The sequence below is a fragment of the Streptomyces capparidis genome (assembly GCF_054782095.1).
In genome coordinates this window covers 84,604-111,140 of sequence record NZ_BAAGTD010000013.1, presented here as the reverse complement: position 1 = coordinate 111,140, position 26,537 = coordinate 84,604, and the positions used below count along the sequence as shown (strand labels likewise).

25 protein-coding genes are annotated in these 26,537 nt (G+C 76.1%); 11 read left to right on the top strand and 14 right to left on the bottom strand.

What is annotated here, in order from left to right:
* Positions 1–30 precede the first annotated feature (30 nt).
* Entirely contained in the window at positions 31–1,488 is a 1,458-nt protein-coding gene (locus ACYVO2_RS13390) for a pyridoxal phosphate-dependent decarboxylase family protein (protein ID WP_461007962.1), read from the bottom strand.
* Between the two features lie 311 nt (positions 1,489–1,799).
* On the opposite strand from ACYVO2_RS13390, the gene ACYVO2_RS13385 reads away from it, so the two are divergent.
* The 5 genes from ACYVO2_RS13385 to ACYVO2_RS13365 all read left to right on the top strand — a co-directional run bounded on the left by ACYVO2_RS13385 (position 1,800) and on the right by ACYVO2_RS13365 (position 6,782).
* Complete coding sequence (locus tag ACYVO2_RS13385; RefSeq protein WP_461007961.1) at positions 1,800–2,288, top strand: MarR family winged helix-turn-helix transcriptional regulator; 489 nt, start codon at positions 1,800–1,802, stop codon at positions 2,286–2,288.
* Positions 2,285–3,568, top strand: a complete 1,284-nt coding sequence (locus tag ACYVO2_RS13380) for an MFS transporter (RefSeq protein ID WP_461007960.1) — start codon at positions 2,285–2,287, stop codon at positions 3,566–3,568. The genes ACYVO2_RS13385 and ACYVO2_RS13380 overlap by 4 nt, the downstream gene beginning before the upstream one ends.
* 201 nt (positions 3,569–3,769) lie before the next feature.
* Positions 3,770–4,009 carry a hypothetical protein gene (locus tag ACYVO2_RS13375; protein ID WP_461007959.1) on the top strand — a complete coding sequence of 80 codons (240 nt, stop codon included), beginning with the start codon at positions 3,770–3,772 and terminating at the stop codon, positions 4,007–4,009.
* A complete protein-coding gene (locus ACYVO2_RS13370) occupies positions 4,009–6,291 on the top strand; it encodes a heavy metal translocating P-type ATPase (RefSeq protein WP_461007958.1) in 2,283 nt (760 codons plus the stop codon). The genes ACYVO2_RS13375 and ACYVO2_RS13370 overlap by 1 nt, the downstream gene beginning before the upstream one ends.
* Positions 6,288–6,782: a copper chaperone PCu(A)C gene (locus tag ACYVO2_RS13365; protein ID WP_461007957.1), complete on the top strand. Its 495-nt coding sequence runs from the start codon at positions 6,288–6,290 to the stop codon at positions 6,780–6,782. Before ACYVO2_RS13370 ends, ACYVO2_RS13365 begins: the two co-directional genes overlap by 4 nt.
* 102 nt (positions 6,783–6,884) lie before the next feature.
* On the opposite strand, the gene ACYVO2_RS13360 is transcribed toward ACYVO2_RS13365, so the two are convergent.
* The 7 genes from ACYVO2_RS13360 to ACYVO2_RS13330 form a co-directional block, all read right to left on the bottom strand.
* Positions 6,885–7,751, bottom strand: a complete 867-nt coding sequence (locus ACYVO2_RS13360; RefSeq protein WP_461007956.1) for an ABC transporter permease — start codon at positions 7,749–7,751, stop codon at positions 6,885–6,887.
* Positions 7,752–7,754: 3 nt separating this feature from the next.
* Positions 7,755–8,729: an ATP-binding cassette domain-containing protein gene (locus ACYVO2_RS13355; RefSeq protein ID WP_461007955.1), complete on the bottom strand. Its 975-nt coding sequence runs from the start codon at positions 8,727–8,729 to the stop codon at positions 7,755–7,757.
* Positions 8,726–9,154: a lasso peptide biosynthesis B2 protein gene (locus tag ACYVO2_RS13350; RefSeq protein ID WP_461007954.1), complete on the bottom strand. Its 429-nt coding sequence runs from the start codon at positions 9,152–9,154 to the stop codon at positions 8,726–8,728. Before ACYVO2_RS13350 ends, ACYVO2_RS13355 begins: the two co-directional genes overlap by 4 nt.
* The gene (locus ACYVO2_RS13345; protein ID WP_461007953.1) at positions 9,151–9,411 is read right to left on the bottom strand and encodes a lasso peptide biosynthesis PqqD family chaperone; all 261 of its coding nucleotides are present in this window, start codon (positions 9,409–9,411) and stop codon (positions 9,151–9,153) included. The genes ACYVO2_RS13350 and ACYVO2_RS13345 overlap by 4 nt, the downstream gene beginning before the upstream one ends.
* Before the next feature lie 311 nt (positions 9,412–9,722).
* Positions 9,723–10,370: a LuxR C-terminal-related transcriptional regulator gene (locus tag ACYVO2_RS13340; protein ID WP_461007952.1), complete on the bottom strand. Its 648-nt coding sequence runs from the start codon at positions 10,368–10,370 to the stop codon at positions 9,723–9,725.
* A gap of 271 nt (positions 10,371–10,641) precedes the next feature.
* A complete protein-coding gene (locus ACYVO2_RS13335; RefSeq protein WP_461007951.1) occupies positions 10,642–12,504 on the bottom strand; it encodes an asparagine synthase-related protein in 1,863 nt (620 codons plus the stop codon).
* Positions 12,505–12,628: 124 nt separating this feature from the next.
* Positions 12,629–12,760 (bottom strand): lasso RiPP family leader peptide-containing protein, encoded by a 132-nt coding sequence (locus tag ACYVO2_RS13330; protein WP_461007950.1) that lies wholly within the window; start codon positions 12,758–12,760, stop codon positions 12,629–12,631.
* A 259-nt stretch (positions 12,761–13,019) separates the two neighbouring features.
* Here ACYVO2_RS13330 and ACYVO2_RS13325 point away from each other — a divergent pair, with 259 nt between their 5' ends.
* On the top strand, positions 13,020–13,607 hold the full coding sequence (locus ACYVO2_RS13325; RefSeq protein ID WP_461007949.1) for a hypothetical protein: 588 nt from the start codon (positions 13,020–13,022) through the stop codon (positions 13,605–13,607).
* Between the two features lie 272 nt (positions 13,608–13,879).
* Here ACYVO2_RS13325 and ACYVO2_RS13320 read toward each other — a convergent pair whose 3' ends face one another.
* Positions 13,880–14,896 carry a zinc-dependent alcohol dehydrogenase family protein gene (locus tag ACYVO2_RS13320; RefSeq protein WP_461007948.1) on the bottom strand — a complete coding sequence of 339 codons (1,017 nt, stop codon included), beginning with the start codon at positions 14,894–14,896 and terminating at the stop codon, positions 13,880–13,882.
* A 263-nt stretch (positions 14,897–15,159) separates the two neighbouring features.
* Here ACYVO2_RS13320 and ACYVO2_RS13315 point away from each other — a divergent pair, with 263 nt between their 5' ends.
* Positions 15,160–16,047: a helix-turn-helix transcriptional regulator gene (locus ACYVO2_RS13315; RefSeq protein WP_461007947.1), complete on the top strand. Its 888-nt coding sequence runs from the start codon at positions 15,160–15,162 to the stop codon at positions 16,045–16,047.
* A 67-nt stretch (positions 16,048–16,114) separates the two neighbouring features.
* Here ACYVO2_RS13315 and ACYVO2_RS13310 read toward each other — a convergent pair whose 3' ends face one another.
* On the bottom strand, positions 16,115–16,912 hold the full coding sequence (locus ACYVO2_RS13310; RefSeq protein ID WP_461007946.1) for a hypothetical protein: 798 nt from the start codon (positions 16,910–16,912) through the stop codon (positions 16,115–16,117).
* A 321-nt stretch (positions 16,913–17,233) separates the two neighbouring features.
* On the opposite strand from ACYVO2_RS13310, the gene ACYVO2_RS13305 reads away from it, so the two are divergent.
* Positions 17,234–20,281 carry a helix-turn-helix transcriptional regulator gene (locus tag ACYVO2_RS13305; protein ID WP_461007945.1) on the top strand — a complete coding sequence of 1,016 codons (3,048 nt, stop codon included), beginning with the start codon at positions 17,234–17,236 and terminating at the stop codon, positions 20,279–20,281.
* Between the two features lie 111 nt (positions 20,282–20,392).
* On the opposite strand, the gene ACYVO2_RS13300 is transcribed toward ACYVO2_RS13305, so the two are convergent.
* Positions 20,393–21,403 carry an NADP-dependent oxidoreductase gene (locus ACYVO2_RS13300; RefSeq protein WP_461007944.1) on the bottom strand — a complete coding sequence of 337 codons (1,011 nt, stop codon included), beginning with the start codon at positions 21,401–21,403 and terminating at the stop codon, positions 20,393–20,395.
* Between the two features lie 115 nt (positions 21,404–21,518).
* On the opposite strand from ACYVO2_RS13300, the gene ACYVO2_RS13295 reads away from it, so the two are divergent.
* Both ACYVO2_RS13295 and ACYVO2_RS13290 read left to right on the top strand, forming a co-directional pair.
* Complete coding sequence (locus tag ACYVO2_RS13295; protein WP_461007943.1) at positions 21,519–22,088, top strand: TetR/AcrR family transcriptional regulator; 570 nt, start codon at positions 21,519–21,521, stop codon at positions 22,086–22,088.
* Positions 22,089–22,464: 376 nt separating this feature from the next.
* Complete coding sequence (locus tag ACYVO2_RS13290) at positions 22,465–22,890, top strand: DUF1062 domain-containing protein (protein WP_461007942.1); 426 nt, start codon at positions 22,465–22,467, stop codon at positions 22,888–22,890.
* A gap of 105 nt (positions 22,891–22,995) precedes the next feature.
* On the opposite strand, the gene ACYVO2_RS13285 is transcribed toward ACYVO2_RS13290, so the two are convergent.
* Positions 22,996–23,607, bottom strand: coding sequence for a TetR/AcrR family transcriptional regulator (locus tag ACYVO2_RS13285; RefSeq protein ID WP_461007941.1), 612 nt, complete (start codon positions 23,605–23,607; stop codon positions 22,996–22,998).
* 89 nt (positions 23,608–23,696) lie between these two features.
* On the opposite strand from ACYVO2_RS13285, the gene ACYVO2_RS13280 reads away from it, so the two are divergent.
* The gene (locus ACYVO2_RS13280) at positions 23,697–24,476 is read left to right on the top strand and encodes an SDR family NAD(P)-dependent oxidoreductase (RefSeq protein WP_461007940.1); all 780 of its coding nucleotides are present in this window, start codon (positions 23,697–23,699) and stop codon (positions 24,474–24,476) included.
* Positions 24,477–24,734: 258 nt separating this feature from the next.
* On the opposite strand, the gene ACYVO2_RS13275 is transcribed toward ACYVO2_RS13280, so the two are convergent.
* Both ACYVO2_RS13275 and ACYVO2_RS13270 read right to left on the bottom strand, forming a co-directional pair.
* Complete coding sequence (locus tag ACYVO2_RS13275) at positions 24,735–25,739, bottom strand: MerR family transcriptional regulator (RefSeq protein ID WP_461007939.1); 1,005 nt, start codon at positions 25,737–25,739, stop codon at positions 24,735–24,737.
* Between the two features lie 3 nt (positions 25,740–25,742).
* Positions 25,743–26,414: a HEAT repeat domain-containing protein gene (locus tag ACYVO2_RS13270; protein ID WP_461007938.1), complete on the bottom strand. Its 672-nt coding sequence runs from the start codon at positions 26,412–26,414 to the stop codon at positions 25,743–25,745.
* Positions 26,415–26,537 lie beyond the last annotated feature (123 nt).

The following is a 26,537-nucleotide window of genomic DNA, read 5'->3' as shown; positions in this document are numbered from 1 at the left end:
GCCACCGCCGTCCCGGGAGGCGCGGCGCCGTCACCCGCGCCGGTTCCCCGGACGCGAGCAGGACCGGGCCGCCCGGTGGACCGCGGCCAGGGCGGTGTCCAGGTCCTCCCGGTACAGCCGCGGGTTGAGCATGGTCATGCGCAGGGTGCGGCGGCGGTCCAGCACGGCGCTGGACAGGTACGCCCCGCCGGTGGCGTTGACGCGGTGCAGCAGCTCCACGTTGGCGTCGTCCTCGCCGTGGCGCAGGCGGAAGGCGACCGTGGTCAGGTCCGGAGGCGGGCCGGTCTCCAGCAGGGGGTCCGCGCTCAGCCGCCGGTGGGCGTACTCCGCCAGGTCCAGCATGTCGTCCAGGGCGTCCCGGAAGGCGTCCGTGCCGTGCAGGTGCAGCGGCAGCCACACCCGCAGCGCCCGGTAGGCGCGGCTCAGCTCCGGGCCGAGGTCGCTGTAGGACGGCAGGGCCTCGTCGTCCATGTCGTCCATGTCGTCCAGGTAGCTTCCCCGCCGGGCGAAGGCGTCGTGCAGCGCCCGGGGCGACCGGCACAGCAGCAGCCCGGTGCCGAACGGCAGGAACAGGCTCTTGGGCGGGTCCACCGCGATGGAGTCGGCGCGCTCGATACCGGCCATGCGGGCGCGGCCCCGGTCGGTGAGCTGGAACCCGCCGCCGTACGCGGCGTCCACGTGGAACCACAGGCGCTCCCGGGCGGCGAGCGCGGCCAGGTCGCGGAGCGGGTCGATGGTGCCGTCGGCGGTGATGCCCGCGGTGCCCACGAGCAGGAACGGGTCGTGTCCGGCACGGCGGTCGGCGGCGACGGCGCGGGCGGCGGCGGACACGTCCATGCGCCGGCCGGCGGTGGCCGGCACCACCCGGAAGGCGGCCTCCGGCAGCCCCGCGGTGCGCAGCGCCTTGGCCACGGAGTGGTGCGTGTGCTCGGTGGCGTAGGCCCTGGCTCGGCGCAGGTCCGCGCCGGCGCCCAGCAGGCGGTCGCGGGCGGCGGCGACCGCGGTGAGCGTGGACATGGAGGTGCCGCTGCTCATCGTTCCGATCGCCGTGGCGGGCAGGCCGAACAGGTCGCAGAACCAGCGCATCAGCATGTGCTCCAGGCAGACCAGCGGGGCGGCCAGGTCCGGCGAACCGGTGAACCGGTTGTACGCCGCCGCGAGCATCTCCGCCACGGCCGAGGTGGCCAGGCCCATGGTCGGGAAGTAGGCGAGGAAGGCGGGGGAGCGGTCCTCCACGCAGGCCCGCGCCGCCCGCACGAACCCGTCCAGCAGATCCTCCGCCGGCCGCGGCCCGCGCGCCGGAGGCGCGGCCAGCCACCGCCGGTCCGGGCAGGTGCCCTCGGGCCGGGGATCGGCGGTGCCGCGCTGCGCGTCCGCCACCAGCGCCGCGGCGTGCCCGGCCAGCGCCCCCACCTGCGCCGCGTCCAGGTCCAGCGCCCGGCGGGACGCCGCCGCCCCGGACCGCGCCCCGGCGGACGCGGGCCTCACGGCGCGGTGCCGGCGCGCGCCACGGTCACCCTCGGCCGGCCCATCACGATCACCCCTCCTCCGGGCATGGCTCCGCGCGGCACGACCGCCGCACTCCTCGCACCCTCACGCGGCCCGCGACCACCGTCCACCGCTGTCGCCCATACGGGTGACGAGCGCCGATCGCCGAGCCGCACCGGACGGAGGCCCGCGCCGCGGGGAACGCCGGCCGCGGGGCCCGCCGCGCCTCCGCCCCGAGTGGGAGGAAGGTGTGCGAACGATGCCGTTCGGGCAAGAGTCACCCATTGTCGCAGCGCTGTTATATTAGCGCTGTGACATCTCCCGACCCCACCGCACTCCCCGACCCCTGGCAGCCGCTGCACAAGCTGCTCGCCGCCATGGAAGCCGACATCGAGCACATCTACGTCGAGCGCGGCATCGAGGGGGTGCGGCCGCGGTTCGCCTATCCGCTGATCCGGCTCGCCCACACCGGGCCACTGACCATCCGCGAGCTCGCGGAGTCCCTCGGCCGCTCCCACTCCGCGATCAGCCAGACCATCGCAGCCATGCGCAAGGAGGGGCTGGTCACCTCCGAGCCCGGGCCCGACGCCCGCACCCGGCGGATCGACCTCACCGAGCGCGGCCGGTCGCTGGTGCCGTTCCTGGAGGCCGAGTGGCGCGCCACGCACGCGACGGTCGCCGAGCTGGACGCCGAGATCCCCTACCCGCTGACCGCCGTCGTCAAGGACCTGCGCAGGGCCCTGGAGCGCCGGTCGATGCGGCAGCGGATCGCCGACCACCTCGCCGAGCCGTCGCGGTGAGGGCGCGCGTCCGCTTCCTCGACACCCGCCCGCTGCGCGGCAACCGCCCGTTCCGCCACCTGTGGATCGGCTACTGGGCCTCCCAACTCGGCGGGCAGATGGCCACCGTGGCGGTGCTGGCCCAGGTCTGGGACCTGACCGGCAGCCCCGTGGGCACCGGCGCCATCGGGCTGGCGACCGGCCTGCCGATGGTGCTGTTCGGGCTGCTCGGCGGCGCGCTGGCCGACACCGTCGACCGCCGTGCGCTGGTGCTGGCCGCCGCCGCGGGCCAACTGCTGGCCGCCGCGGGGCTGTGCGCCCAGGCGCTGGCGGACAACCGGAACCTGGTGCTGCTGCTCGCCCTGGTCGCCCTGGGCGCGGCCTGCGGCGCGCTCGGCGCTCCCGCCCGGCGCACCCTCCCGGTCCGGCTGCTGCCGGCCGACCAGGTCGCGGCCGGCCTCGCGCTGACCAACGTCTCCTTCCAGGCGTCGATGCTGGCCGGGCCCGCGCTGGCCGGGCTGATCATCGCCCGCTGGGACGTCCCCGCCGCCTACGCCGCCCAGGCCGTGGCCGCGGCGACCGCGCTGCTCACCGTCGGCCGCCTCCCGGTCATGCGGCCCGAGGGCGCCGCCCCGGAGGACGCCGGGCGCCGACCGCAGCGCGGCGGCTGGCGGATCGTCCTGCGCCGCCCGACGCTGTGGGGTTCGTTGACCACCGACCTGTCCGCGACGCTGCTCGCCATGCCGGTCGCGCTGTTCCCACTGGTCAACGAGGTCCGCTTCGGCGGCGATCCGCGGACCCTCGGCCTGTTCCTCTCGGCCGTCGCCGTCGGAGGGATCACGGCCGGACTGCTCTCCGGCACGGTGACGCGCTGGCGCCGCGGCGGCCTGGTCCAGTTGACCGCGGCCGGTGTCTGGGGCCTGGCGCTGGCCGGCTTCGGCCTGGCCGAGCCGCTGTGGCTGGCGCTCGGCTGCCTGGCCGTGGCCGGCGCCGCCGACACCGTCTCGGTGGTCACCCGCAGCACCTTGGTGCAGCTCGAGACCCCGGACGCCTTCCGGGGGCGGGTCTCCTCCGTGGAGCACGTCATCGGCGTCGCGGGCCCCGAACTCGGCAACTTCCGCGGCGGCCTGCTGGCGTCGGCCACCTCCGCCTCGTTCTCCCTGGTCGCCGGCGGCCTGTCCGCCGTCGTGGCGATCGCCGCCGTGGCCGCGGCCAACGCCCCCCTCCGCGCCTACCGCACCCCGCCCGCCGCCGGGCCGCCCCCGCCCGGGCCCGCCGCCCCGGCCCCGGCCGCGGGTTAGGCGGCCCAGGCCGAGGGCCGAGCACGTCCGCTCCGCCCCCGCCGCGGCGCGCCACCGAGTGGACGGGCGACGCCGCGCGGCCGCCCACGGCGTGACGTACGACGCACCCCCCTCCCGGAACCCGGTCCGCCGCGGGTCCGACTCCTCAGGCGACACGGGCCGGACCGACCGGCGCCGTACGACGGATGCGGAGCCCCGGTGGTGCCAGAGTCACGACGATCCCTCCCCGGCGCGGGTGTGCTGCTCCGGAAGGCGGTGCCCCCGCCCGCCGTCTGCGGGTTCCTCCTGCTGCTCGCCGCGCTGTTCGCGGTGTCGTACGCCGTCGGAGCCGCCGCCGGGCCGGTCGCGCCCGGCATGCACGGCACCGGTACCGGGGGCGGCGGGGATGGCGGCGAGGACGGCCGGGGCGGTGGCGCGGGGCACGGGCACGGGGGCGGCTGATGGCCGCGGAGCCGGTGGCCGTCCTGCTGACGACCGACCTCACGGTCGGCGGGATGACCTGCGCGGCCTGTGTGCGGCGCGTCGAGAAGAAGCTCGCCCGGCTGGAGGGGGTGACCGCGACCGTCAACCTGGCCACCGGGCGGGCGCGGGTCAGCCATCCGGCGCGGGTGCGGCCCGATGAGCTGGTCGCGGCGGTCGAGCAGGCCGGGTACACCGCGGCCCTGCCCGGACCTCCCCGGGCGCGCGGGCGCCGGGACGCGGACCCGGCCGGGGACGCCGCCGCGCGGGAGCGTGCCCGACTGGTGGTCACGGCGCTGCTCGCGGTGCCGGTGCTGGTGCTGTCGATGGTGCCGGCGTGGCAGTTCCGCAACTGGCAGTGGCTGTGCTTCGCGCTCGCCGCGCCGGTCGCCGTGTGGAGCGCGTGGCCGTTCCACGCGCGGGCGCTGGGCGGGCTGCGGCACTCCGCGGCGACCATGGACACCCTGGTCTCGCTGGGCGTGGCGGCGTCCTTCTGCTGGTCGGCGTACGCGCTGTTCCTCGGCGGCGCGGGCGAGCCGGGGATGCGGATGGCGTCGGGCCTGCTGCCCTCGGCTCCGGACGGCATGGCGCACATCTATCTGGAGGCGGCGGTCGGTGTCCCGCTGTTCGTGCTGGCAGGGCGGTTCCTCGAGGCGCGGGCCCGGCTGGGCGCCGGCGCGGCGCTGCGGTCGCTGGCCGGGCTCGCCGTCAAGGAGGTGTCGGTGCGCGAGGGCGGCGCGGAACGGCGCGTCCCCGTCGAGGAGCTGGCGGTCGGGCAGGTCTTCGTGGTGCGTCCCGGGGAGCGGGTGGCCACCGACGGCGTGGTGGTCGAAGGCGGTTCGGCGGTGGACCTGTCCCTGGTGACGGGGGAGAGCGAGCCGGTCGAGGTGGGGCCGGGCTCGGCGGTGGTGGGCGGGGCCGTCAACGCGGGCGGGCTGCTGCTGGTGCGGGCGGCGGCGGTCGGTGCCGACACCCGGCTGGCCCGGATCGCCCGGCTGGTGGCCGAGGCCCAGGCGGGCAAGGCGAGGGCGCAGCGGCTCGCCGACGCGGTCGCGGGGGTGTTCGTGCCCGTGGTGCTGTCGCTCGCCGTCACCGTGCTCGCCTTCTGGCTCGGCGCCGGAGCGGGCGCGCAGGCCGCCGTCACCGCGTGCGTGGCCGTGCTGGTGGTGGCGTGCCCGTGCGCGCTGGGCCTGGCCACGCCGACCGCCCTCCTGGCCGCCACCGGCCGCGGCGCCCAACTGGGCGTCCTGGTCAGGGGCCCGCGGGCGCTGGAGGGGCTGCGGCACATCGACACCGTCGTGCTCGACAAGACCGGCACCCTCACCTCCGGGCGGATGACGGTCGCCCGGATCACGGCCGTGCCCGGTGGCCTCGGCGCGGCGGCGGTGCTGCGGCTGGCCGGGGCGGTCGAGCGGGGCTCGGAGCATCCGCTGGGCCGCGCGATCGCCGAGCGCGCCGTCCGGAGCCCGTCCGGCCCCGGGCCGCTGCCGGAGGTGAGCGGCTTCACCGCGGCGGCGGGCCGCGGAGTGCGCGGCCGGGTCGAAGGCCGACTGGTCGAGGTCCGCACGCCGGACGGCGAGTTGCCGGCGGAGCTGGCGGGCGCGCTCGCCGCGGCGGAGGCCGCCGCGCACACGCCCGTGCTGGTGCGCGTCGACGGGGCGGCGGAGGCGCTGATCGCCGTCGGGGACACGGTGCGGCCCGGCAGCTTCCGGGCGGTGGACCGGCTGCGGCGCCTCGGTGTGCGGCCGGTGCTGGCCACAGGCGACCGGGAGGCGCCCGCCCGGGCCGTGGCGGCGGCGCTCGGCATCGAGGAGGTGCACGCCCGCCGCACACCGGAGGGCAAGGCCGCCCTGGTGCGGAGGCTGCGGGAGGAGGGCCGCAGGGTCGCGGTCGTCGGGGACGGCGTGAACGATGCCGCGGCGCTGGCCGGCGCCGATCTCGGGATCGCCATGGGCGCGGGCGCCGACGCGGCGATCGGAGCCGCCGACGTGACGCTGGTGCGCGACGACATCGAGGCCCTGGTGGACGCGGCCCTGCTCGCCTCGCGCACCCTCAGGACGATCCGGGCCAACCTCCTGTGGGCCTTCGGCTACAACGTCGTGACCGTGCCGCTCGCCATGGTGGGCCTGCTCAACCCCATGCTCGCCGCCGCGGCGATGTCCGCGAGCTCGCTGCTGGTGGTCGGCAACAGCCTGCGGCTGCGCGCCTGGCAGCCGGCCCCGCGGCGAGCCGCCCGCGGCCGGACGCGGAGGGGGTCCCGGTGACCGGCCGGGCCCGGCGGCTCGCGCAGAGCCTGCTCCCGGCGCTCGCCCCCGTCGTGGCCTGCGCCGTCGCCCTCGGTGGCCTGACCGCGTGGGCGGCGTCCGGCGCGGCGGGCAGCCCGGCGCGCGTGCAGGTCACCTCCGGGCGGGTCCTGCTGCCCTACGGCGACACCAGGGACACGGCGGCGTTCTTCCGGATCTCCAACGTGGGAGGGGCGGACGACGAACTGGTGTCCGTGACGTCCCCGGCGGCCGGTGACGTGGCGCTCGGCCGCCACGCGGCCACGGGCCGGGGGACCGCGGCCAAGCGCGTGGTCGACTCACTGACCGTCCCGGCGGGCGGCACCGTGGCGATGTCACCCCATGGCGTGGACATCGTGCTGGTGGCACGGGGGACGTGGCGGGTGGGGGATGTCGTCCCGTTCGTCATGGACTTCCGGCACAGCGGCCGCGTCAGGGCCGAAGCGGTGGTGATCCGCCCCGGCTCCGGCTGAGGCGGACGCAGCCGTGTCCCCGGGGCCGAAGCGAAGACGACGCCCGCGCGTCCCCGAACTCACCCCGCGCCCCGGCGCGCCCCCGACCGCCGCCCCGGAGGGTCACTCCGTGCGGGAGAACCGGCGTGTGGCCGCGGCCAGGGCCAGCAGGGCCAGCAGCGCGATGCCGCCCGCCTCCAGGGCGGCCGGGGGAGCCCAGCCCGCCCACCGCGGGCCCGCGGCCCCGCCCGCGAAGCCCGCGTCCCCCGGCAGCGCCCGGCGCAGCGCGTCCACGGCGTACGTCAGCGGGTTGGCGAGCACCGCCGCGTGCAGCCAGTCGGGCAGGCCGCGCACGGGGAACATCGCCCCGGACAGGAACAGCAGCGGCATCACGCACAGCCCGACCACGACCTGGAAGGTGTCCGGCCGCTTGATGCTCACCGCCAGCAGCACGCCGAGCGTGGTGAAGGCGAAACCGATCAGACCCAGCACCAGCAGCACCAGCAGCAGCTCGGGCGCGTACGGGACGCCCACCACGGGGGCGAGCACCAGCACCAGCGCCCCGTACGCGGTGCCGGTGGTGGCGCCGCCCAGGCAGATGCCGAGCAGGATCGCCTCCCGCCGGACCGGGGCCACCAGCATCTGCCGCAGGAAGCCGGCCTGCCGGTCCCACACGATGGAGGCGCCCACGGCCATCGCCGGCGCCTGCACGGCCATCAGCATCACCCCGGGGAAGAGGTAGGCGCGGAACCCGTCGAGCCCCGCCCCCTCGGACGCCGAGTCCAGACCGGTGCCCAGGACCAGCAGGAAGATCACCGGTGCCAGCAGCCCCATGGCGATGCGCAGCCGGTTGCGGCCGAAGCGGATGAGCTCGCGCTGCCACAGCACCAGCACGGTGCGCGCGTTCCGCCGCGCCGCGCCGCCGGGGCGCGGCGGGACCGGCGTCGCGGCCGCCGCGTGGACGTGGGTGACGACGTCGGCTCCGGACACGGTCTACCTCCTGGGGGCGAAGCCGGGCCGCCGGGCGGAGGCCCCGGCGTCCTCCCGGATGGTGCGGCCGGTGTAGTGCAGGAACACGTCGTCGAGCGTCGGCGGGGTCACCGTCAGCGAGTGGACGGGGACGCCGAGTTCCGCGCACAGCCGGGGAGCGAACGCGGCGCCGTCCGGGACCCGCAGGCGCAGGCCCGCCGGCCCGGCCTCGGCGTCCCGGCCGAACCGTTCGCGCACCACCCGAGCCGCCGCCTCGTCGTCGTCGGTGCGCAGGGCCACCAGGTCGTTCCCGACCACCGCCTTGAGCGCCTGGGGGGTGCCCTCCGCGACCAGCCCGCCGCCGTCCATGATGGCCAGCCGGTCGCAGTGCTCGGCCTCCTCCAGGTGGTGGGTGGTCAGGAACACGGTGACGCGGTGCTCGTCCCGCAGCCGGTGCAGATGGCGCCAGATGACCGCCCGGGTCTGCGGGTCGAGCCCGGTGGTCGGCTCGTCCAGGAACAGCACCCGCGGGGTGTGGAGCAGCCCCCGGGCGATCTCCAGGCGGCGGCGCATGCCGCCGGAGAACGTCGCCACCGGGGTCCCGCTCCGGTCGGCGAGATCGACCAGCTCCAGCAGCGCGGCGATCGCCGAGCGGGCCCGGGCCCGCGGCAGGCCGAACAGGTCGGCCTGGAAGCGGAGGTTCTCCTCGGCGGTCAGGTCGCCGTCCAGCGTCGATTCCTGGAACACCAGGCCGATGCGGCGGCGCACCTCGTCGGGCCGCCGCAGCACGTCGCAACCGGCCACCTCGGCGCTGCCCCGCGTCGGCCGGACGAGCGTGCACAGCATGCCGATGGTGGTCGTCTTGCCCGCGCCGTTCGGGCCGAGGAAGCCGAAGATCTCACCCTCGGGAACGGTGATGTCCAGGCCCGCCACCACGTCCCGGCCGCCGTACGTCTTGCCCAGGCCCGCGGTGCGCACCGCGGGGCCGCCGCCGCTCACGAGCGCCTCCCGGCCGGGTGCCGCACGCTCATCACCGTGTGGAACAGCCGCATGTCCTCGGCCTCGCCGACCGCCGCGCCCTCCGCCTCCACCCACGCGTGGGCGCGGAACGGCCGGCCGCGCACGCCCGTGCACCAGTCCGGCCAGCGGCCCCGCAACCGGCACAGCAGCGCGGTGGCGATGGAGCGCTGGAGGCAGCCCTGACCGGCGCACCTGGCACTCACCGTGACGACGGCCCGCCGGGACCGCAGCGCGTGCGCGGCGGTGGCCGGTCGGCTGCCCCGGCTGACGAACCGCAGCACCTGGCGGACACGGCGCGGCGGCAGCAGGCTGATCGGCCGCGCGACGGCCACCGCCAGCCGCGCGGTGAGGTGCCGGTGCCGGGGCAGCCTGCCGGTGGGCTCCCCGGTGACGGGCAGGCTCATGAGACCACCACCAGACGCGCCGCGCGCAGGGCGTTCAGCAGGGCGGCCACATCGGCCTCCGCCCTCGGCGCGGCGGCCGGGGCGCGCCGCACCAGCTCCTCGGCGGCCTCCCGCGGCGAGTTGCCCGCGAGCACCAGCCGGAGCACGGCGGCCCCGCTGGGATTGAGCTGCCAGTAGCGGCCGGTCCGCTGGTCCAGGAGGACCAGCCCCTCCTCCGTGTCGGTGGCGGAGACGTCCGGTCCCAGGTGGTAGGTCATCGAGGACTCCTTGTCATCGAGACGGTGCCGGTTGTCATCGAGACGGTGCCGGCCGCGCCGGCCGGCGGCCTCGTCGGCCCGCGGCCGGTCCCGCGGGCCGACGTGTGCGCGCACGGGGCGGGGTGCGCCTGGCGCGGCTCGAGGCGGTGGCGCTCCCCGGGGCCGCCCGCACTCACGCTAGGAGAAGCCGCATCCCACATGCCCGAGGCGGATGTCCCGTTTCTGTCCCGCCCCGACCGGCCGTCAGGGCGACGCCGGGCACAACGGCTTCCCCTTTCCGGCCTCCGCCCACCCCCGGCCCCGTGCCGCTCTCAGCCGCCCAGCCCGGCTTCACGCGCCCGTACGGCCGCCCCCGTCCTGTGGTGGACGCCCAGCTTGCCGAGCACCTGCGAGACGTAGTTGCGGACGGTCTTCTCCGCCAGCACCAGGTCCCGGGCGATCTGACGGTTGTCCCAGCCCAGGGCGATCAGATGCAGCACCTGCAACTCCCGGCGCGTCAGGTCGGGGAACGCCAGCCGCTCCGGGGCCTCGCGCATCTCCGCGAAGTAGCGGCTGAGCCGTGACGCGATCGTCGGACCGAACACCGCCCCTCCGGCCGCCACGGTCGAGATGGCCCGCAGCAGCTCGTCCTGCGACGCCTCCTTGGTGACGTACCCGCCGGCCCCGGCGCGCAGCGCGGCCACCACGGTGTCGTCGCCCTCGCAGAGGGAGACGGCCAGCACCCGCGGCGCGCGCCGGCCCCCCGCGACGACCGCCCGCGTGACCGCCAGCCCCTCCCGCATGCACGGATCCACCAGCACCACGTGCGGGCCGGCCCGCCGGCCGCGCAGGATCCGCAGCGCCTCCTCGGCGGACGACGCCTCACCCACCAGGTGGAAGCCGGGCGTCCGCGCCAGCAGGTGGTGCACGCCCGCGGAGAACAGCGAGGGATCGTCCACCACCAGTACCCGGACGGTCATCGCGCCCCCTGCTGGTGCTCCCCACGAGCCGGTGTGGTCAACGCCGCGAAACCGCCTCCCGTCGTCCGCGGCGCCCCTCCCTGACCGAACCACGCCATCGTCACCCTCCCTCGGTCGGCCTCAACGCCGGATCACCACCAGCGTGTGGGACCGCCCACGGGACCGGTCCCGGCCCACCGCGCGGGTCAGCGGCGGCGCCGACCCGCCAGGTGTCCCGCACCGGGCAGACGTCCCGGACCGGGGCGCGGAGGACACCGCCACCGCGCCGGGGTCACCCGGGGCCGCCGGCCGGCGCCACGGCCTCGTGGTCACCGGCACCCGCGGCGCGCAGCCAGCTCTCGCACGCCAGCGTGTTCTCGAACGGCGTCAGGTCGGTGACGTGCGGCATGGGCGCGAGCAGCGCGTCCCGCAGGGCGCCGGCGTCCACCAGGCCGAGCCGGGCCAGCCGCAGGTCCTCACACCACCGCACCAGCGCGCCCCGGTTGCGCCGCAGCCCCTCGTGCAGCTCCGCGCTGAACTCGCCCTTGCTGCGCCGCTGCAACACCCGCTCCGGCACGAGTCCGCGCACGGCGGCGGCGAGGACCGGCTTGTACCGGCCCCGAGCGCCGCGGTCCGCGACGCGCACCCGCAGGGCCGCCTCGACGACGCGGTCGTCCAGGTACGGCGCCTCCCAGGGCACCCCGAGCGCGGTGAGTGCCGCGTTCGCCTCCCGCAGCGCGCCGCCGCTCGCCACGACCATCTCCAGCACCTGGTGCTGCGCCCGGTCCCGGTGCAGCGGCTCGGCTCCGTCGCCGGCGGCCTCCCGCAGCAGTCGCCGGGCGGCGTCCACGGCGCCCGGTTCCGCCCACGGCGGCATCCGCACCTGCACGCCCCAGCCGTGCGGCGGGTCGTTGGGCCGCGGCACCGGAGCGGTGAGCCCGTCCGCGGCGTCGGCCAGGGCGGCGGCGAAGGACCGGCGGTCCGCCAGGTACCGCACGGTGTCGCCCCGGCTCCACCGGTTCGCCGTCCGGAGCCTGCGCACCGTCGCCAGGCCGTGCAGCGGGCGCTCGCGGACCAGGGACCACCAGTGGGCGAACGGCGGGGAGAACAGCTCGTCGCCCCCCACGCCCATCATGTGCAGACGGGAACCCTCGACGGCCGCAGAGCGCGACAGGTGCTCCATCTGCGCGAGGTTGCGGTGCCAGCGCGGCGGCCCCTCCGGGCGCACGCGACCGGCCGGGGACCGGTCCTGCGTCGCCGCCAGCCACTCGGGGCGGGCGTCCGAGGCCACGAACCGGTGCCGGGCACACGGAAGGTCGGCGGCGGCCCGGCGGGCCCACGCGGTGTCCTCGTTCGCCGCGTCCGCCGGCGTCCAGTGGAACGTCAGCAGGTCCGCGCCGCGGGAGGCCGCCAGGTAGCACAGGACGGTCGAGTCCAGGCCGCCGGAGAGGTCGGCGCTGAGAGCGCCGTGCCCGGTCCGCACCTCCACCGCCTCGCACAGCGCCTCCCGCACCTGCCGCGCGGCGTCCTCCAGCGGGAGCTCCGGCTCCGGCGGCGTCCACCAGCGGTGCGTGCGGTGCCCGCCGTCCGGGGTGAGCTCCAGCCACGCGCCCGGCGCCACGGCGCCGACGCCGCGCCACACCGGGCGGGCGCCCAGGGGCCAGGGCGCCCCCGGGGTGAGCAGGCGCAGCGTGAGCGCCCCGTCGTCGAACCGGTGCCCCAGCAGGGACGCCAGACGGCCCTGGCCGCTCGCCGCGACGGTCAGCCCGGCCACGTCGGCGTGGAAGACCTGACGGGCCGTGGACACGCTGCCGTGCACACGGACACGGCCGTCCATGGACGCCACCAGGTGCACGCTCCCCGGCAGGCGGCGCGCCAGCGCGTCCAGGTCGTGCGGTGAACGGGCGGAGGCCAGCCGCCGCTCGGCCGCCGCGGCGTCGAGGCGGGTACGGCCCAGCACCAGCAGGCGCCGGCTGCCCGCCGTGATCAGGACGGCCTCGTCCCGCCGCCAACGGCCCGCCACCCACGGGCGCCCCGAGGCGTGCGTCAGCACCTGCCCCGCGTCCGGGGCCGGCCCGGTGCCCGCCGGCGGGTCGGCCGTGCCGGGCAGGAGCCCGGCGGCCCGTTCGGTGTCGGGAAGAACAAGGAACTCCATCGCCGCCTCGCAGCCACTCGGCGCGGGCCGCTCGCGGAACGGGGAGGAGCCGGCCGGGCCGAACCCGCCGCCTCCTCCCCGCCGAGGACCCGCAGGGGGACCTATCGGGACCTCATCGCGGTGCTCAGGGCACCATGGGGATGAACGTGTAGTTGAACCAGTCCTGGAACCAGCCCGCGGAGCCGAGGGTCAGCTCCGTGAAGGACCCGAGCTCCACCAGGGCCGGGGGCTCGTACACCGCGTTCTCTCCGGTCATGTCGACCACTCCATTCCATCGGTCGGAACATGTCGTGTGGACGTCCCACACGCTAGGCAGCCCGCCGTCCCGGGTGACAGAGAAGGACGTCCCCGGTAAGTCCCGAACTGCCCGCGGCGACCGGCGTCTCCGCCGCGCCCGACGAGGCGCGGGCCGCCGTCCACCGGACGCGCGGCACGCCGCGGGAACCGTTCCGCCGGATTCCGCGTGATGTCCCGACGTGCGGCCGGCCGGGCCGTGGACGACCGAAGGGGGACGGGTGAGGGTTCGGATGCGGGCGATGGTGTGCCTGGCGGTGGCGGCGTCCGTGGCGCTGGTGGGGTGCGATTCGGAGGAGGCGAAGGAGCGGGGCGCGGAGCCCCCGGAGGCGTCCGCGTCGCGTCAGCCCACGTCCGAGCCCTCGACCGCCCCGCCGGCGGAACCGTCCCCGCAGCCGTCGTCGGCGGAGCCGTCCGGCAAGCGGCCGTCGGCGGAACCGTCCCGGGAACAGCCCGCGCCCGCGACGAAGGAGGGGGCGGTCCAGCGCTACGAGCAGTACCTCCACGCCTTGGGCCGGGGGGACCTCGACACGGTCTGCGAGGTGGCCGGGCCGGCGGCGAAGAAGGCGCAGGACCAGGGATTCGGCCCGTGCACGTCGACGTTCGCCGTCGTGCTCCAGATGATCTCGCCGGCGCAGAGGAACGCTCTCCGGACCGCGACGGTCGACCCCCGGCGCGTCGTCGTGGAAACGCCCGCCAGGATCGAGATGCCGGTCGAGTCGGTCAAGTCCTCCGCCGCCTTCTCCGAGAGCGACCTCGGCAGCTACACCCTGGAGTTCATCGACGGCAAGTGGTACATCACCGACTGAGCCCCGCGGCGGGCCGCCATGCGGCCGAACCCGGCTGCCCGCCGGGGGAGCGGACCCGCCACCGCTTCCCCGGCAGCCCCGCCGCGGTCGGTTGACCGCGCGTGCGCGAGCCGTTGTGCCGCTGGCCGGCGACGGGTTCCGCCCACCGCGTCCCGGGAGTGTCGTCGCCCGTTCCCTTCCGCACACGTCGCCGGTGAACCAGTCGGCCGGCGCGGGGGACGGGCCGCACAGGGAGCCCGTCCCCCGGGGAACGCGCGAAAGACGCGCGGGGGTCAGGGCTCCAGGAGGGACTTGACGGCGCGGCGCTCGTCCATGGCCCGGTAGCCCTCGGCGACCTGGTCCAGGGGCAGGACGAGGTCGAACACCTTGCCCGGGTCGATCCGGCCCGACAGCACGCGCTCGATCAGATCGGGCAGATAGCGGCGCACCGGGGCGGGGCCGCCGCGCAGGCCGACGTGGGAGAAGAACAGCTCCTGCCCGTCGACGGCGACCTCGTGGGGCACGCCGACGAAACCGACGTTCCCGCCGGGCCGCGCGGACCGCAGGGCCTGCTGCATGGCCTGCGCGGTGCCCACGCACTCCAGCACCGCGTCGGCGCCGATACCGCCGGTGAGGTCCTTGATCCGGGCCACGCCCTCGTCACCGCGCTCGGTGACGATGTCGGTGGCGCCGAACTCCCGTGCCAGCTTCTGGCGGGGCTCGTGGCGGCTCACCACGATGATCCGCTCCGCGCCCATCTCCCTGGCCGCGATCACCGCGCACAGGCCGACGGCACCGTCGCCCACCACGACGGCCGTCGAGCCGGGCTCGACCCCGGCGGCGTCGGCGGCCCACCAGCCGGTGCCCATGACGTCGGAGACGGCCAGCAGACCGGGCCAGAGCCGCTCGTCCGGCGTGTCCCCGGTGGCCACCAGCGTGCCCTGGGCGTTGGGGACGCGCACGTAGTCGGCCTGGCAGGTGCTCATGAACTCGCGGTCCAGGCAGTTGGACTGGAAGCCGTTCCGGCAGTTGGCGCAGGTGTTGTCCGAGGTGGCGAACGAGCCGACCACGAACTGGCCCGGCTTGACGGCGCCGACCTCGCCGCCCACCTCCTCCACGAAGCCGACGTACTCGTGTCCCATCGGGTGCGCCTCGCCGATCGGCTCAAGGCCGCGGTAGGGCCACAGGTCCGAGCCGCACACACAGGTGACGGCCGTGCGGATGACGGCGTCCGTCGGCCGGAGGATCCTCGGGTCCTCCAGGGACTCGAGGCGGACGTCGCCGGGGGCATGGATCACTGCTCCGCGCATGAGGGGTTCCTTACGTGCCGAGGCGTGCGGTACCGGGGGTGTACCAGCGGTCGCCGAGTGCGGTCGCGGGCCCGCGGCGGACGGCGAGCCGCCGACCGCGCGCCGGGTGCCGGGTGCCGGCTCCCCGCCCGTCCGCGTTCGCGGCCGGGCGGAAACCGCCACGCATCCAGCCAACCCCCTCCTCGCGCATCCTGCGAGTCACCGTCGAAGGGTGTACCGGCAGTACACCCCTCGCACGCCGGACGGGACGTACCGTCGATGTCGTGGACAACCGTGAAGAGGTCCGCGAGTTCCTCACCTCGCGGCGCGCCAAGATCACCCCCGAGCGGGCGGGGTTCCCCTCCGGCAGCAGGCGGCGCGTTCCCGGACTGCGCCGCAGCGAGGTCGCCGCCCTCGCCGACATGAGCGTGGAGTACTACGCCAAGCTGGAGCGCGGCAACCTCGCCGGCGTCTCCCCGGCCGTCCTGGAAGCCGTCGCCCGTGCCCTGCGGCTCGACGACGCCGAGCGCGCCCACCTCCTCCGGCTGGCGCAAGCCGCCGACGGCTCCGACGCCCTCACCCGGCCCCGCCGCCGCCCCACCCGCCAGTGGACCCCGCACCGCAGCCTTCAGTGGACCCTGGACGCGATCACCGCGGGGCCCGCCTTCGTCCGCAACGGCCGCATGGACATCCTCGCCGCCAACCAGCTCGCCCGCGCCTTCCACAGCGACGTCCACGCCTGCCCCCACAACCAGGCCAACCTCGCCCGCTTCACCTTCCTGGACCCCGCCTCCCGCCGCTTCCACCCCGACTGGGACCAGGCGGCCGACGTCGTCGTCGCCATCCTGCGCACCGAGGCCGGCCGCAACCCCCACGACAAGGACCTGCACGACCTCGTCGGCGAGCTGTCCACCCGCAGCGACGCCTTCCGCACCCGCTGGGGCGCCCACGACGTCCGCCACCACGGCACCGGCACCAAACGCTTCCACCACCGGGCGGTCGGCGACCTCACCCTCGCCTACGAGGGCCTGGAGATGGCCGCCGAACCCGGCCTCACCCTCACCATCTACTCCGCCGAACCCGGCTCCCCCTCCGCGGAGGCCCTGCGCCTCCTCGCCTCCTGGGCCGCCACCCGGGAGGCCCACGCCCCCGCGCGGCAGGAGGCCGGCTGACGGCACCCGGCGGCTCACCGCGGGCGGCGCCGCCTCGGGCCCGGCGTGCCGCGGCGGCCCGGCGGGTTCACAGGGTGAGCACGGGCCGGGTGGAGAAGTCCTCGTAGAGGTCCTCGCCGTCCGGGCCGTACACGAACTCCACCATGCCGGGGTTGCGGTGGGCGGTGGCCAGGGGCAGCCACGCCAGGAGGTGGCCGTAGCCGCCGCACACGGACTCGCCGCCGTCTCCGCCGTGCACGGCACCGGCGTCACCGGTCAGCTCCGCGCGGTAGGTGTCGTGGGCGATGCGCAGGCCGAAGGCGTTCGGCCGGCTGTGCGGGCCGGTGCGGTCCCCGTACGGGACGCGGTCCAGCGGGCAGTCGTCACCCCACCGGAACAGGGTGCCCGCCCCGGCCCCGCAGGCGTGCTCCCACTCGTCGGACGTGGGCATCCGCAGGCCGCGGGCCGCGAGGGCGGCCGGCACACCGGCGGGCGGCTCGGTCAGGTCCTCGTCCTCCACCGCCATCAGCACCGTCGCCAGGACGACGCTCCGGCGAGGGCTGAGCACCCGCGCGAGGTGGGCCCGCAGATCGGGTCCGTCGCCGAAGCCCTCCTCCAGGCTCCTGGCGTAGTCGGCCTCCTGCTCGGGCGACGGCTGCCACGAGTCGAGGTCGAACCCCACGGACACCCGCCCTCCGGGTACGAGAGCGAACTCCTGCCCGTTCCGCTCGATCCGGACGCGGTGCAGCGGCCCGCCCAGGTGCTCGACGGTCTCGACGCCCGTCACGCGCCCGTCCACCGAGGCGGCCGCCTCATGGGCGAAACGGCGTGCGGCCGTCGGCTCGAAGGACCGCCACTGGTCGAAAGTGAGATCGGCAAGGGACACGGTCCGCAGTGTCGCTCGCGGGTCCGACACGACCCGCGGCCGCGGGGCCGGGACAGCCACCGCCCGCGAGCGGCGGGCATCGGCGCGGCCCCCCGGATCCCCGCTGGAGGGCTCCGACCGCCCCGGGCCCCGGGGAGGAGGCTGGCCTGAGCAACGGTGGGCGGCCGGGTGGCGGTCGTCTGCCCGCGGACGAGGCGGACCCGCGCGCGTTCGCCTCCCGGACCCTCGACGAGTCCGGGCCGGAGGGCGGCCCACCCGGACACCCGGCCGCGGCGGCCCCGCCGAGCCGGAGCCGCTGTCCCCCACCTCGTACGACATGCGATGCTCGGAACCGTGCACAGCAGTCACACCAGCCCCGTCTTCGTGGGCCGCGGCGCCGAACTGGCCGCCCTCGACGAGGCCCTGTCCCGGGCGAACGCCGGGGAGCCGCGCGCCCTCCTCGTGGGCGGCGAGGCCGGTGTCGGCAAGACCCGGCTGATCGAGGAGTTCCTCGGCCGGGCCGCCGCGGACGGGGCCGTCGTCGCCCTCGGCGGCTGCGTGGAAACCGGCGCCGACGCCCTGCCGTACCACCCCGTCTCGGCCGCCCTGCGCTCCCTGCGCCGCCGGCTCGGCGACGCGGAGCTGCGCGCCGCCGTCGCGGGCCAGGAGGGCGAGCTGGCCCGGCTGCTGCCCGAGCTCGGCGAGATGGACCGGGGCCGCCCCGAGACCGACGGCCGCGCCCGGCTCTTCGAGCTCACCGTCCGCCTCCTGGAGCGCCTCTCCGCCGACCGGACCCTCGTCCTGGCCCTGGAGGACCTGCACTGGGCCGACCGCTCCACCCGCGAGCTGCTCAGCTACCTGCTGCGCGCCCCCACCGACAGCCGCCTGCTCATCGTCGCCACCTACCGCGCCGACGACCTGCACCGCCGCCACCCCCTGCGCCCCGCCCTCGCCGAGTACGAGCGGCTGCGCAGCGTCACCCGCCTCGAACTGTCCCGCTTCGACCGCGCCGAGGTCCGCCGCCAGCTCACCGCCATCCGCGGCGAGGCGCCGCCCGAGCAGGTCCTCGACCGGGTCTTCGAACGCTCCGAGGGCAACGCGTTCTTCGTCGAGGAGCTGGCCTCCAGCATCCTCGGAGGCTCCCCTGGCGGCCTCAGCGACTCCCTGCGCGACCTGCTGCTGGTCCGCGTCGAGGCACTGCCGGAGGAGGTGCAGCGCGTCGTGCGGATCGCCGCCGAGGGCGGCTCCGAGGTGGAGTTCCGGCTGCTGGCCGCCGTCACGGGCCTCGCCGAGGACGAGCTGATCGAGACCCTGCGCACCGCCGTCGGCGCCGCCGTCCTGCGCCCCTGCGCCGAGGGGGAGTCGTTCCGCTTCCGGCACGCCCTGATGCGCGAGGCGGTGGCCGGCGACCTGCTGCCCGGTGAGCGCTCCCGGCTCAGCCGCCGCTACGCCGAGGCGCTGGAGGCCGACCCCGCGCTCGTACGCTCCGAGGAGCGGCCCGGGCGCCTCGCCGGCTACTGGTACGGCGCCCGCGACCCCGCGAAGGCGCTGCCCGCCGTGATCGCCGCGGCGGCCGCCGCCCGCGGCCGGCACGCGTTCGCCGAGCAGCACCGACTGCTGGAGCGGGCGCTGGAGCTGTGGGACGACACCTCCGAGGAGCTGCGCCGCCGCACGATGCGGCAAGGCATCGACGACGGCCTGGGGTCGGCCGTCTCCCCGGACGCGCCCGGGGACTTCGTGGACCTGCTCGCCGCGATCACCGTCGCCGCGCGCCTCGCGGGGGAGCGGGAGCGGGCGCTCGCCATCTGCAAGCGGGCGCTGCGCAAGCTGACGGGCGACCCCTCCCCGAGCCCACGGCCCGGCTCGGACGGGGAGGACCGCATCCGGGCGGCGTGGTTCTGGACCGAGCGCCACAAGCTGGTGCGCGACCTCGCCCGCTCCGACGGCTGGGAGGAGATCGCCCGGGCCCGGGAGCTGGTGGAGGGCCTGCCGCCGTCCGTGGTGCACGCCGAAGTGCTGACGCACGCGGCGCACTGGTACGCCGTGCACCAGCCCGGGCCCACCGCGCTCGAGACCGCGCAGCGGGCGGTGGAGCTCTGCCGGGTGACGGGCGCCGAGGTCACCGGCATCACCGCGCGGCACACCCTGGCCTGGCTCACCATCCACTCGGGTGACGTCGAGGCCGGGATCGAGCAGGCCCGCGAGGTGTGCGCCCAGAAGCCGGAGCCGGGCAACGCCAACGTCCTGCTGCGCGGCCACGGCAACCTGGCCACGGCGCTGCACGGCCTCGGCCGCTACGGCGAGGCCGTCGAGGTCGCCGAGGCGGGCAGCGAGCTCGCCGAGCGGTACGGGCTGCCGGACACCGCCTCGTTCATCGACGGCAACCTCGCCGAGTCCCTCGTCCAGCTCGGCCGCTGGGCCGACGCCGACGAAGTGCTCGAGCGGGCCGCGGGCCGCCGCGGGGTGAGCGTGCGCACCCGGGGGCAGATCGCCGGGCAGCGGGCCGAGCTGGCCCTGGCCCGGGGCGCCTACGACGAGGCCCGGCTCCGGATGGAGGAGTCCGAGGGCTGGACCATCGGTCCCCGCCCGGAGCACCAGTACACCCTGGCCGCGGCCAGGATCGCCATCGCGCTGGCGTCCGCCGACGGCCGGATCCTCGACGTCCGGTCCCTGCTGGAGACGGCGGTCGGCGAGGGCATCGCCCCCGGCCACCAGCGCTACGGCTGGCCGCTGCTGTACGAGGCCGCGGCGGCGGAGGCGCGGACCCGCGGGCTCACGGTGGCCGAGCCGGGGCGCACGGCGGCGGTGGAGCGGATCCGCGAGGCGATGCGGGGCCAGCCCCGGTTCGCACCGGTGTGGGCCGCGCAGGCCCTGATGACCGAGGCCGAGCTGCTCACCGCCGAGGGCCGGGACGCCACCGCCCGCTGGACGGAGGCCGTCGCCGTCACCGAGCGGCTTCAGGCCCCGGTGCTGCTGGCCACCGCCCGGTCGCGGCTCGCCGAGGCCCTGATCGCCCAGGGCGGCGCCACCGCCCGCGGGGCGGCCGGCGAACTGCTGCGACGGGGCGGGGCGGTGGCGCGCGAGCTGGGCGCGGCGCCGCTCGAGACGGAGATCACCACGCTGGCGGGCCGAGCCCGGATCCCGCTGCGGCAGGCCGAGGGGGAGGCGCCCCCGGCCTCCGCGGCGGCGGGGCTGGGCCTGACCGCCCGGGAGCGGGACGTGCTGCGGCTGGTCGCCGCCGGGCGCAGCAACCGGCAGATCGCCGAGGAGCTGTTCATCTCGCCGAAGACGGCGAGCGTGCACGTCTCCAACATCCTGGCGAAGATGGGCGCCTCCGGCCGAGGGGAGGCCGCCGCCATCGCCCACCGGCTGGGCGTTCTCGACGAGTGACGCCCCGTCGAGCGGCGCGCCGCCCCGCCGCTCGTTCCCAGGCCCTGGGCGGTGTCCGACAATCCGCGTCGGACCAGCGCGCGACGCCCGGCGGGGATGGTCAGACACCGCCTAGGCGACCGTGAGCACGATCTTGCCCTGGATGTGCCCCCGGGCGGCGCGTTCGTGCGCCGCCCGGGCATCCGCGAGCGGGAACGTGCTGTCGATCGCGACGCGGACCGTGCCCGCGTCCAGCAGGCGCCCCAGTTCGGCGAGCTGCGCGCCGTTCGAGCGGACCTGGGCGCTCGACACCGTGACGCCCGACTTCGCGGTCTCTTCTTCGTCGAAGTCCCCGGGGAGCACGGGGAACAGGGCGCCGCCGCGCTTGAGCGTGCGCAGGAAGCGCCTGCTGCCGGGGCCGCCGACGGTGTCGAGCACGAGGTCCACGTCGCGCACGAGCTCCTCGGGACGACTCCTGGTGTAGTCGATGAACCGGTCCGCGCCGAGCTCGCGCAGGAACGACTCATGCGCGCCCGACGCCACCGCGACGACACGTGCGCCCCGCCACTTCGCCAACTGGAGCGCGAAGTGCCCCACGCCGCCCGCGGCGCCGTTGACGAGCACCGTGGTGCCGGCGCCGAGCGCCACCGGGCGATGCCGCGCCGCCTGGAACGGCGACGGGTGACCGTGTCCGACCTCGATCAGGAACTGCCACGCCGTCAGCCCCGCCATGGGCGCCCCCGCGGCGTGCACGTGGTCCACGCCGCCCGGCTTGCGTGCCAGGTCCGACGCGGGCGCGGCCACGTACTCGGCGTACGCGCTGCCGTCGAAGCCGGGGAAACGCAGCAGACCGAAGACCTCGTCACCCACGGCGAGGCCGTCCACGTCGGCGGCGGCGGCCGCCACGACGCCCGACACGTCCGTCCCCGGAATTACCGGCAGGCGGACCGTCGACTCGGTCTCCCCGGGCATCGTGGTCAGCCCTTCGCGCAGATACCGGTCCGGAGGGTTGACGCCGACCGCGTGGACCCGGACGAGCACCTCACCCGGCCCCGGCTCGGGAACCGGCACCTCGTCGCACCGCAGGACCTCGGGGCCGCCGTGCTCGTGGAGCCGGACCGCCCTCATCGTGTGTGTCGGCATCGTTCTCCCCTGCCCGCGCCGCGGGATAGGCTGCTGATTCGGATCAGTGCTCCATATAAACCGGATCACTGATCCGAATATATGGACCACTGATCCGGATCGTCAAGGGGCGCAGATGCGGGCCGATGCCAGGAAGAACCGCGACCACCTGCTCGCAGTGGCGGGCACCGCCATCGCCGAGCACGGCGTCGAGGTGTCACTGCGCGACATCGCGCGCCGGGCCGACGTAGGGCTCGCGACCCTGCTGCGGCACTTCCCGACGCGCGAGGCGCTGCTCGAAGCCCTGCTCCGGACGAGCTTCGACGACCTGACGGCGAAGGCGGGCGAACTCGAGAGGTCCGGCGCGCCCGAAGAAGCCCTCGTGTCCTGGCTGCGCGACTGCGTCGCGTGGACCACCGAGTACCGCGGCGTGACCGTGCTGATGGCAACCGCCATCGAGGACACCGAATCCGCGCTCCACGCTTCGTGCGTCACCCTGCGCGCGGCCGGTGCCCGGCTCCTCGCCCGCGCCCAGGCCGCGGGCGCGGCGCGCGGCGACATCGACGGCGCCGACCTGTTCGCGCTGGTGGCCATGCTCGCTTGGCTCGGCGATCAGTCCGCGCTCGCGCCACGCGCCGACCGCCTCTTCGATGTCGTCGCGGGCGCCATCCTGACCAACCCGGCGAGCCCCGGCGCCGGGCGCTGACGCCGCCCCGCGAAACGGCGAAGCCGTGCCGGATCGGCGCCGTGCGTGTGCCCGTGCCCGCTCCCGCGACCCGCACAGCGCCGGCGTCGGGCCCCGTGATCGACACCACGCACCTCACGCCCGCCCGGGCGGCCCGGCGGATCGCGCGGGCCGTCAGGACCTGGGGCGCGCCAGTCCGCCCCGTGCCCTGCCCGGGGAAAAGCGGTGGAACAGCGCCGCCGGGTGCCACTACCGTGCTGCCCGACCACATCGTCTGCCCCAAGGACGTTCCGTTGTACATCGCGTGAGACCTCCCGAGCGCTGATTCGTCGCGCGTCGCGCATGTGCGCCGCGCTGCTTCCTGCTGCGGACTTCTCACGGAAACCGGTGTACTCCTGTGCTCAAGAACCGGGTGGTCGTGCCCACCTGCCTGCCGCTCGCTCCCCGCCGCTGCCACACGTGCGCGTCCGAGCGCCTCCGGGCGAGCGGCGCGCCCCGCCCCGACGCCAACCGCGATCTCATCCACGCCCGGCTCCTCGCGCTGCTCACCGCTTGCGGGCAGACCGCGAGGCTCACCACCCCGGAGCGGGTGCATGTGCGCTCGGTACGACCCGAGCTGCTGGCCCGGCTGCACGACATCGACCCCGGCCTGAAAGCCGAGCTGCTCCGGGATGCGGTCGCGCGGCGCCGTCGTCGCGTCGCCGGGGCCGCCCGGGGCCGTGAGTTCGCGGTCGCGTCCCGGACGCTGTCCATCCGGGCGAGGGCCGAGGCGATGGACCGGCGCAGGCGGGCGAGGAGCGGCGCCCGGTACCGGAGGACCTGACGCGCCGCGGCGCGGGCGCGGTGGCGTGGGGTGTGGCCCAGGGGCCGCGGCATCCCACCCACCGCCCGCGCCCCCTCATGGCGTGGCGCCCGGTCGCGGGAGGACTCAGGAGGCCCGCTCGTCCGGCAGCAGACTCTCGACCAGCGGGCGGATCTGCCGGACCGGGCCGTCGATGCCCAGGGCCTGGACGGAGGCGTAGGCGCCCTCCATGACCAGCGCCAGCCGGTCCGCCAGCGCGGCCGGGTCCGGCGCCACGGGGGCGGTGCGGGCCAGCTCCTCGGTGAGTTCGCCGAGGCGGGCGCGGACCCAGGTCTTCATGGCGACGGCCTCCCGGTGCCCGGGGGCGTCGGCGTCGGGGAGCTCGGCCAGGGCCATCAGGAAGGGGCAGCCGCGGCAGTTCTCCGGCCGGATCTGCCGCATCAGCTCGTCGAACAGGGCCAGGATCCGCTCCCGCGGGGAGCGCCCGTCCGGGGCGGTGGCCGCGTCGACCCACTGCCGGTAGCCGTGGTGGGTCCGCTCGAGGTAGGCGGCGACCAGGTCGTCCTTCGAGGCGAACAGCCGGTACAGGGTGGTGGGGGCGATCCCCGCCTCGGCGGCGATCCTGTCCACTCCGACGGCCCGGATGCCGTGCCAGTGGAAGAGCTCGTGGGCGACGTTCAGCACCTGCTCGCGGGTCTCCGCCGCGGTACGGCGCCGGGGGGTTCGCTGCTCGGGCACACGAGGAGTCTAACGATGCCGCAGGACATCCTCCCGGGGATGCGGTAAGTTGTTAGGGAACGATCCCTAACAACGGAGACGGGGGAGTCATGTCCGATCTGACCGGCAGGACCGCGCTGGTGACGGGGGCCTCCCGGGGCATCGGGCGGGCCGTCGCGGAGCGGCTCGCCGCCGACGGGGCCCTGGTGGCCGTGCACTACGGGAGCAACGACGCCGCGGCGCGGGACACGGTGAGGACGATCCGCGAGGCGGGCGGGCAGGCGTTCGCCGTACGGGCCGAGCTCGGGGTGGACGGCGACGTGGACACCCTGTTCGCCGGACTGGAGGAGGGGCTGGCCGGTCGGCCGCTGGACATCCTGGTGAACAACGCCGCGATCAACGAGTACAGCGCCACCATCGACGGGGCGACCCGCGAGGACTTCGACCGGGTGTTCGCGGTCAACGTCCGCGCGCCGCTGTTCATCACCCAGCGCGCCCTGCCCCTGATGCGCGACGGCGGCCGGATCGTCAACATCTCCTCGGGCGTCACCTGGTTCGCCACACCCGAGATCGTGTACGCCATGACCAAGGGCGCCCTCAACGTCTTCAGCCGCTCGCTCGCCCAGAGCCAGGGCCACCGGGGCATCACCGTGAACACCGTCTCGCCCGGCATCACCGAGACGGACATGAACAGTTGGCTGGACACCCCCGGGGCCACCGAGAGCGTCGCCGGGATGGTCGCCCTCGGCCGCCACGGCAAGCCCGCCGATGTCGGCGACGCGGTGGTGTTCTTCGCCTCGGACGACGCCCGCTGGATCACCGGCCAGACCCTGGAGGTCAACGGCGGCCTCTTCCTCGGCCCTCCCGCCCAGCCCTGGACGGACTCCTGACCTCCGGCCCCACCCGTGCGCCCGCGGTCCCCGCGGGCGCGGCGCCGGGTCAGGGCAGGATCAGGGCAGGGGCCGGACTCCCGTCGCGTCGCGGATGAACACGGAGCGGGTGTCCGCGTCGCCGTCCGTGCCGCCGGTGTTGACCCGGTCGGTGCACGGTTCGGGGCGGCGCCGCCCGTACCCCGGGCTCCTCGCCGCAGCGTCCGACGAATCCCCTCCGCCTCGGGGGCCGCGTGCACGGCACCCCCGGACGGATCGTCACCGTGTCTCGCGCAGCCGGAGAAGGTACGTCGCGGTCAGCGCGACGGCGCGGTCCGCGTCGTGCGACAGCTCCACGAGGGCACGTGAGGCCCTGGTCCCCGGGATGTCCGCCAGTGCCTGGGTCAGCCGTCCGCGGGCCGGCCCTTCCGCGGTGTCCCGGGCGAGGCGGCCGACGAGTTCGGTCGCGATCCGATCCGCCGTGGCGGTGTCGCTCGCCAGCGCGCTCAGCGCGTCGGCCGCGTCGGTGTCGTTCCTTCCCTCCACGATCATGTCGATGAGCGTCGGGACCGCGTCGGCCACGCCACGTGTCCCGAGCGCCAAGGCCGCGTGCCGGTGGACCACGACGTCGGGGTGGGCGAGGGCATCGCGCAGTCGCGCGGCGGCCTCGTCACCGGACATCTCGGCGAGGGCCCGCACGGCGCGTTCCCGAACCGCGGCCACCGGCGAGCCGAGGCCCTCCGCGAGCAGTGCCGAGCCGCGGCCGCCCGATCGGGCCAGCGCCCATCGGAGGGCTCCGGCGACATTCGGCTCCGTCTCGCTCAGTACCGCCTCGACCAGGGCCTCCACCGGCACCGGAACCTCGCCGGCCGAGGAGAGGGCCGCGCGCTGGCGCGCGTCGGCGCTCTTCGACCCCAGCGCCTGCATGAGCGCGACGACCTGGAGGACCTCGTCCCAGCCGGTGGGGTCCGCGGCATCGATCCGGCGCAGCCGCGTGAGCAGATCGGTCTCCGCCGCGATGCGTTCCCGTGTCTGACGGATGAGGTCGTCGACGACCGCGGAGGGCGTGAAGCCGGGATCGTCGAGCGCGCGTCCGATGTCCCGCAGCGACAGCCCCAGCGACCGCAGACCCTCGATGTGGAAGATCCGCTGGATGTCCTGCCCGGAGTACTCCCGGTAGCCGGAGCCGGTACGACCCGAGGGACGCACCAGCCCCAGCGACTCGTAGTGCCGGAGCATGCGGGCACTGACCCCGGACCGTCGCGCCACCTCACCGATCAGCACGGCCTATTGTCCCTCCCGGCCCGCCCCGCCGAGGGCCACGACGCGCTTCGCCTCCTCGATCGCGAACTCGAATCCGGCGTCCGGGTCGCGCAGCAGCCGCTGTGTGGCGAGCGCGTGCGCGCGCACGCCCGGGTCGGCGGCCGTCTCCGCGGCGAGCAGAGCCGGCCCGGCCGCTTCCCCCAGCTCGACCAGCGCCCGGCTGAGACTGAGCTGCGTCTGCCGCCCACCGCGGCCGAGCTGTGTCGCCAGCGCCGTGGCCAACGCGGACTCCTCGCCTTCCGGCACGAGCACGACCGCGGCCCGCCAGGCGCTCCGCGCCACCTCGTCGTCGGTGTCGCACAGGAGCGACGGCGTGATCGCCTGCCACGCCCGCCGGTCCCCGATCTTGGACAGTGTGTGCAGCGCCTGACTCCGCGCCTGCGCACGCTCCGAGCGGACCTCCCGGAGCAGCCCGGGAAGCGTCACCGACACCGGGTGGCGGGTGAGCGCCCAGGTCAGCATGTCGCGGACGAAGAAGTCGGGCTCGATCGCGCACCGCTCGACGAGCTTGTCGACGAAGCGCGGGTCAGGCGTCGTGCCGACCGCAAGAGCGGCCCTCAGCCGCACGGAGGAACGCTCGTCCGCCAACCCCTGGAGCGCTTGTGCCACATCCACGTCCTGCCCCCTGGCCGTCATCGCGACCACCTCCCTCGGCGAACAGTGAAGTGCTTGTCACCGTGTCAAGGTCAATCAGGACCGGCCGGGACCGGCCGTACCGCGACCAGTCACCGCGTGCGCGCCCTCGGGAGCAGCGGCGCC

Bases quoted from the DNA above. Each gene is read 5' to 3' on its own strand.
- ACYVO2_RS13320 (WP_461007948.1), bottom strand. From the start codon at position 14,896: ATGCGCGGAGCAGTGATCCATGCCCCCGGCGACGTCCGCCTCGAGTCC.
- ACYVO2_RS13335 (WP_461007951.1), bottom strand. From the start codon at position 12,504: ATGGAGTTCCTTGTTCTTCCCGACACCGAACGGGCCGCCGGGCTCCTG.
- ACYVO2_RS13305 (WP_461007945.1), top strand. From the start codon at position 17,234: ATGCTCGGAACCGTGCACAGCAGTCACACCAGCCCCGTCTTCGTGGGC.
- ACYVO2_RS13330 (WP_461007950.1), bottom strand. From the start codon at position 12,760: ATGACCGGAGAGAACGCGGTGTACGAGCCCCCGGCCCTGGTGGAGCTC.
- ACYVO2_RS13295 (WP_461007943.1), top strand. From the start codon at position 21,519: ATGCGGGCCGATGCCAGGAAGAACCGCGACCACCTGCTCGCAGTGGCG.
- ACYVO2_RS13350 (WP_461007954.1), bottom strand. From the start codon at position 9,154: ATGAGCCTGCCCGTCACCGGGGAGCCCACCGGCAGGCTGCCCCGGCAC.
- ACYVO2_RS13370 (WP_461007958.1), top strand. From the start codon at position 4,009: ATGGCCGCGGAGCCGGTGGCCGTCCTGCTGACGACCGACCTCACGGTC.
- ACYVO2_RS13345 (WP_461007953.1), bottom strand. From the start codon at position 9,411: ATGACCTACCACCTGGGACCGGACGTCTCCGCCACCGACACGGAGGAG.
- ACYVO2_RS13270 (WP_461007938.1), bottom strand. From the start codon at position 26,414: ATGACGGCCAGGGGGCAGGACGTGGATGTGGCACAAGCGCTCCAGGGG.
- ACYVO2_RS13300 (WP_461007944.1), bottom strand. From the start codon at position 21,403: ATGCCGACACACACGATGAGGGCGGTCCGGCTCCACGAGCACGGCGGC.
- ACYVO2_RS13340 (WP_461007952.1), bottom strand. From the start codon at position 10,370: ATGACCGTCCGGGTACTGGTGGTGGACGATCCCTCGCTGTTCTCCGCG.
- ACYVO2_RS13280 (WP_461007940.1), top strand. From the start codon at position 23,697: ATGTCCGATCTGACCGGCAGGACCGCGCTGGTGACGGGGGCCTCCCGG.